The organism is Acinetobacter sp. YH12076 (genome assembly GCF_013419525.1).
GTDB classification, from domain to species: Bacteria; Pseudomonadota; Gammaproteobacteria; order Pseudomonadales; family Moraxellaceae; genus Acinetobacter; species Acinetobacter amyesii.
On the sequence record NZ_VOZY01000021.1, the window covers coordinates 22296 to 28295 of the forward strand.

Genomic DNA, 6000 nt, shown 5'->3' on the forward strand with positions numbered 1-6000 from the left:
TGTTTCATCAACATAACCTAATATAATTTCACCACGTGCCGCTTGCTCTCGTAATTTTTCAATCTGCTGTGTTGCTTGTTCAAATGCAATCGGATCTCTTTTTTTTCAAGCTATGACGGGTACGCTTGAAGACCATACCTGAATCACGTAAAAACTTACGAATGGTTTCAACAGACACGGACACTTCGTATTCTTCATGTAGTTTGACTCGGATTTGTTCTGCATTGAGTGGACTTGTATTGACCCAATCTAGGATTTTCGCCTGATAGTCTGAGATCAATGTATTGGGCCGACCTGAGCGATGACCTTCTTTAATCGATTCAAACTCATACAATTCCCAACGTCGGCGTTGTAGCCTTATGGTTTCTGGGATACGTTCTTGTAGAGTGGCAACTTCCGCAACACTTTTACCTTCAGAAAGCCAGAGAATAGTTTGGGCACGTTGTCTTTCACGCCAATGTTTTGCATGCTTGGCCAGAAAAATGAGTCGTTCTCGCTGTTCTAAACTAAGTGGTACAGAAACAATTCGAGGCATGTGTGAACATCTGTTAACTAAAAAAACTTTTTCGCATGATTAGTTGTTTTTGTCAACTTATTAGATAATTGATATTTATGAAATTGTGAGAAAGATAATATATAGGACTTACGCACTATTATTTATAGATTCTCTGTGGTAGCAGATGATTTTTATCGAGAATAAAGTCATCAATGAAGTTTTTGATAACTGGTCTAAATAATTTCTTCTGCCAACGATATACATTTTCAAAGATCCGCTCAAACTGGTTCTTTTGTATCTCGACGTAGGCCATCAAGGCTGAAAAAATATGATTCAAAATCAGTTTAGATCGTCTTACTTGAAACTTTTCAATATGACAAACCTGTTTAATCACCCGGTGATATTGCTCTATTTTCCAATGACTTGAATGTAATTCATGAAAACCCTCAAAGGACAATAAATCATCTTCATCTTGATGCACAATATAAAACCTCTGCTGTTCTTTTAACTGAGTCTTAAATAATTGTACAAAGCCAAAATCTTTGAGCCAGACCACTTGACCCTGATGGAAATTTGGCAATAAACGCAGTTGAAACCATTGTCCTTTTTCTGGGGAAACCTTACGGTTACAGTCGATACCAAACATAAATCGAATACCATATTTTCTTATGGTTTTTAGATTTCCAGTCGATGAATACCAACTATCACCTGTAATAAATTGAATCTTTGCACCCCAACTGAGTGCTTCACTTAACATATCCATAAAGTAATCATTCTTGGTTTTACTTTCAGATTTGTCATAAATTCGGAAATTAATTGGAATATTTTGACCATTCTGATCTGTCGCATACAAGGTAATGAGATTAATACCCTTGACGGATCGGTGGTGTTTGCCTGACCAAAAATAGCTAACCAAGTCCATATGTTGACTATAGGGTTTATCTAAAACAGTATCATCAATACTGACTATAAGTTTATTATTATCAATATGTTGAATTGCTTCTTGATATAGGTCGTGAGGTGTGTAGTCTTCACGTTCTAGAAAGCGATTTACACTATCATGCGAGATGTTATAAGTCTCGGCAAGTCTCCTAGACAAATTTCGTCTATTCTTTTTGCATAGGAGAGAACATTATGAGTGGACAACGATATACGCCAGCATTTAAATTAAATATATAAATCAATATGATAAAATCTATTTTTTTGACTATCGTTTTAATAAATATTCAATTTTTTGAAAAATTCAATTCTGACAATCAATCCTCCAACTGCATTTGCACGTTGTAAAGTAATCTTGCCTAAATGAGAGTCAATAATCTGCTTCACAATAGATAATCCCAGACCACTTCCTACTACAGAACTGGCTTGATTTATTCTATAAAAACGCTGAAATATAAATGGGATTTGTGCTTCATCTAGACCTATGCCGTTATCTTCAACCTGTATAAAACTACCATTTCCAATACTTCCACAACTGACTTTAATAATAGGTTTATGTATTGAACTACGATAAAGAATGGCATTTTCGAGTATATTTCTCAACATAATTTCCAACTGATCTGACTGCCCCCAAACGCACACTGAGGTGAGATGCAATTGTAAGTCTACACCTGCTTTTCTGAACTGAATACCCATCATTTCAACTGTACCTTTAACAATATCTACCAAATCAATATTGCTTTTGTTTTGTGTGGCATTCGGTTCAAGCCTCGCTAATGTAAGCAACTGAGTAATCATTCTTGATGCTTTGTCTACTCCTGTAATAATGTCCTGTGCAGCTTCCTTAGACTCCTCATTGGAACGTGCATTTTGAAGTACTTGGGCATGTAAGCGTATAGCAGCTAATGGTGTACGGAGTTCATGAGCGGCATTTGAGGTAAAACGTTTTTCACGTTGCATACTTTCAGCAATCTCACTAAGTAAGGTATTTAAAGAGCTCACTAAAGGTTCTATTTCTTTCGGTACAACTGGCTTAATTGGATTTAAATGTTCAATGGATTGTTTTTCTAAGTTTTGACTAATGCTATATACAGCCAATAAATGACGACGGATCGTGCAAATAATCAACCATAATAATAATGGCAAAAATATGATTGAAACCAAAATCAAAAACAGCAACATATCTTGCTGAATATCTTTTCGAATTGTCCAAACCTGCGCAATTTGTACCTGTATTGTATGCGTACTATCCCAAACAGAATAACTACGATAAGTATTATTATTCAGTTTAATCCAACCAAAATTATCTTGCTGAACAAATGGCTGTGTTTCCACACCAATAGAACGATAAATTAATTGTCCATCACGATGCCAAATTTGAAATACAATTTGGTCATAATGCTCACCCTTAGCTTTTTCAATCACTGTATGCTGCGGTACTTTTCCATCTAGGGTACTTAGAGTCGTAGACAATAAAGCATGAGCAGTTTCTGCTAATGACTTATCAAAAATATTATTGGCAGTGTTTTGCATTCCCCAATAAATACTTCCTAAACTACCCAACCAAACGCTAGTGGTAATTGCCAGTAAAATTATAGATAAGCGCTGGGTTAATGAATAGCTGCGAATTGGATCAGCCATTTAATGCTGTTCATCCATGATATATCCAAAACCTTGTACTGTACGGATAATATTTTTACCTAATTTCCGACGCAAGTTATGAATATAGACTTGTACAACATTACTACTCACATCAACGTCATAAGCATAAAATGAATTTTCTATATTTTCACGCGAAATTACACGACCACGATTGAGAGTAAATAACTCCAATAAATGAAACTCTTTATGTGTCAACTCAATTTCGACTTGATTTAACAGTACTTGTTTACTCGCTTTGTTAATACTAATATTTCCAACCTGAATTAGGTCCCCTACCTCTCCTGAAATTCGGCGTAATACAGCATGAATCCTTGCTACGACCTCATGTAAATCATAAGGTTTAACAACAAAATCATCAGCTCCTGCCTCTAGACCTGTAATACGATCATCAACCTGATCTTGAGCAGTCAGAATAATAATTCCAACTTGATTCTTTTTGCGACGTAGTGATTTTAAAATTTCAATCCCATTTCGATCAGGCAAACCTAAGTCTAGTAGAATAAAGTGATAATGATAACTCACTAAAAAATGGTACGCTTGCTCTGCTGTGCTCGCAATGTCAACTACAAAGCCCATTTGATCTAGACCACGTGCAGTTGCTTTTGCCAACAAGCTATCATCTTCTACCAATAGAACTCTCATAACACCTTTTTCTCTTGCTTACCAAACTACAGCGCAAATTTATAATCCCTACTATGCTCGTAAATATTACTGTTAAATTCTATCCATCTCATGTAAAGGCCACAATTGATGAGAATCAAGTAATAAGGAACTCATACTTTCTGCATAATCTACTTTAGCTTGATCGACTCGGCTACGTGCTTCAATCAATTGCTGCGAATGCAACAAAAGCTCATTGAGATTCAACTCACCTAATTTATACGCTTTTTGCATCAAGTGATGTTGTTGTTGCAACAGTTGTAAGTTTTCTTGCGCCTTCGTATTCCGTACAGTCGCTGACTCCATTTGAATCACCCACCCCTGTATTTCTTGACGCAGACGTTTTTCTACACGCAATACCTCCAAATCCGCTTTTTTTGCTTCTGCCGCTGCCATTCCTGAAGCAATACCGACTTGTCGCGCAGTCAAAGGAATTGAAACACTAACCCCTAATAAATTCTCCTCTCCCGATTGCTCCCTACTGTAACCAAAACCAATCGTAGGATCTGGCAGTCTATTAAGCTGCTCTCTTTTTAATACTGCGTATTGCTGTGTAGCTTGCATCCTTACGAGTGCTAACTCATGATTAACTGACAAAATTTTCTGTACCCACTCTGCTTGACTATACTGTATAGGGCTAGGCTGTATAACATCGCTGCTCCACTGTTCAGGGATCTTTCCTCTATAATCGCGGGCCAACAATTGCTGAGCTTGAATATATGCAGCTTTAGCTTGCATATATTGTTCCTCAAGTTGTTGGTACTCATTCTTCAAGAGCATTAGCTCAAGTCGTGGTGCATCTCCTGCTCGAATACGTTGTTCAGTCACTTGGATAAATTGCTGAATTTGATCCAGCTGTTCTTGCAGTCGCTTCAAATGCAATGTGCTTCGCATATAAGCAAACCAACTATTTAACAACATTTTAGATGCTTGATGTTGAGCATTCTCATACTTCAGTTCTGCAATACTTGAAATACGTTGTGCTAGATCTTGATCTAGCCGGTATTTATTAGGCAAACGTATTTGTTTTTCTATCCCCAAACTAGGTTCATAACTATTGGCTTGTTTTCGCTCTAGTTGTGTATCCGTCTTACGTACTTGCATACCGGCTGTAACAGTCCACGGATTTTGCCCTACTTTTAATCCTTGTCGGGCAAAGTCTGCATAATCTTGCTCTGATATTGCAGCACGCACATTCGGATGTTCTACTAGACTCTGTTGTACTGCTTCAAGTGGTGGCAAAGCAGCTTCAAGTTGAGGTTTTGCAATTGCTGTCGAAGCCACTGTAAAACAATAGCCCAACCCAAACAGATACCAAATTTGGCCTAGAAGTGTTGATTTAAATTTGATATTTAATGTCATTAGTCAAGTGCTCCTTGGCTCATATAACCAGAAATTAATGTAGGTATGACCCAATAAAAACAATCACTTGATTTAAATTTTTGCTGAATATGCGCCAAAACCAATGATACAAATTCGTGTTGTACAATCAGCAATATAAGATTCCGTTCAGTTGCTCCGCGAATTTTTTCCTGAACATTACGATAATGTTGGCGATTACCAAACCCTTGTGCGTTGACACAAGTACACCCTGAAATCAACTCAGGAATTAACCACAAATGCTCCATAAGTTCTTCAGCAATATCAGAGGACACGTTAATAGAGAGTTGGCATATTTCAGACATGATGATCTCGCGCTAAACCAAATTTTTTAAACAAGTTAGGAAGTAAAATCAGAGTCAGCAAAGTACAAGAAATAAGCCCTCCAATCACAACTATCGCCAATGGACGTTGAATCTCGGCACCAGGGCCAGTAGTAAATAACAATGGGATCAAACCTAAAGCTGCAATACTCGCGGTCATCATGACTGGACGTAAACGGCGCATAGCACCTTCACGAACAACTTCCTCAATTGCAACACCACGAGAAATCAGTTGATTAAAATAACTAATCATCACTAAACCATTCAGTACAGCAATCCCCATCAAGGCAATAAAACCAACTGATGCAGGAACAGATAAATACTCACCTGTTAATGCTAATGCAAAGGCACTGTTGCAAATAGTCGGTGGTGATAAACTTATCATCCCCTTTTGCTGATGGAGCTGCACATGAACCCATTCAAAGGCCGGCATTTTCAGCGTGACATCATTCTGTGGGCCGTACGCTGGTACTGCAAATACGGCATCAGTTACCGTGAGCTGCAGGAGATGCTGGCTGAACGCGGAGTGAATGTCGATCA

The 6000-nt window shown here is 37.7% G+C and carries 6 protein-coding genes and 2 pseudogenes; 1 reads left to right on the plus strand and 7 read right to left on the minus strand.

All coding sequences use genetic code 11. The features are described from left to right. Positions 1-79: 79 nt before the first annotated feature. The 7 genes and pseudogenes from FTU22_RS15225 to FTU22_RS15255 all read right to left on the minus strand — a co-directional run. The gene (locus FTU22_RS15225; RefSeq protein ID WP_004973749.1) at positions 80-535 is read right to left on the minus strand and encodes a helix-turn-helix domain-containing protein; all 456 of its coding nucleotides are present in this window, start codon (positions 533-535) and stop codon (positions 80-82) included. 118 nt (positions 536-653) lie between these two features. Further along, positions 654-1595: a transposase gene (locus FTU22_RS15230; RefSeq protein WP_159153750.1), complete on the minus strand. Its 942-nt coding sequence runs from the start codon at positions 1593-1595 to the stop codon at positions 654-656. A gap of 116 nt (positions 1596-1711) precedes the next feature. Next, complete coding sequence (locus tag FTU22_RS15235) at positions 1712-3076, minus strand: ATP-binding protein (protein WP_004974307.1); 1365 nt, start codon at positions 3074-3076, stop codon at positions 1712-1714. After that, positions 3077-3739: a response regulator gene (locus tag FTU22_RS15240; protein WP_004974305.1), complete on the minus strand. Its 663-nt coding sequence runs from the start codon at positions 3737-3739 to the stop codon at positions 3077-3079. A 72-nt stretch (positions 3740-3811) separates the two neighbouring features. Beyond that, on the minus strand, positions 3812-5119 hold the full coding sequence (locus FTU22_RS15245; RefSeq protein ID WP_004974304.1) for a TolC family protein: 1308 nt from the start codon (positions 5117-5119) through the stop codon (positions 3812-3814). Continuing rightward, a complete protein-coding gene (locus FTU22_RS15250) occupies positions 5119-5442 on the minus strand; it encodes a DUF3240 family protein (RefSeq protein WP_159153751.1) in 324 nt (107 codons plus the stop codon). Before FTU22_RS15250 ends, FTU22_RS15245 begins: the two co-directional genes overlap by 1 nt. Beyond that, a pseudogene (locus tag FTU22_RS15255) lies at positions 5435-5806 on the minus strand (efflux RND transporter permease subunit); the annotation flags it as partial. The pseudogene FTU22_RS15255 and the gene FTU22_RS15250, both read right to left, overlap by 8 nt. A 63-nt stretch (positions 5807-5869) precedes the next feature. Between FTU22_RS15255 and FTU22_RS15260 the strand changes: the two are divergent. Further along, a pseudogene (locus FTU22_RS15260) lies at positions 5870-6000 on the plus strand (IS6 family transposase); the annotation flags it as partial.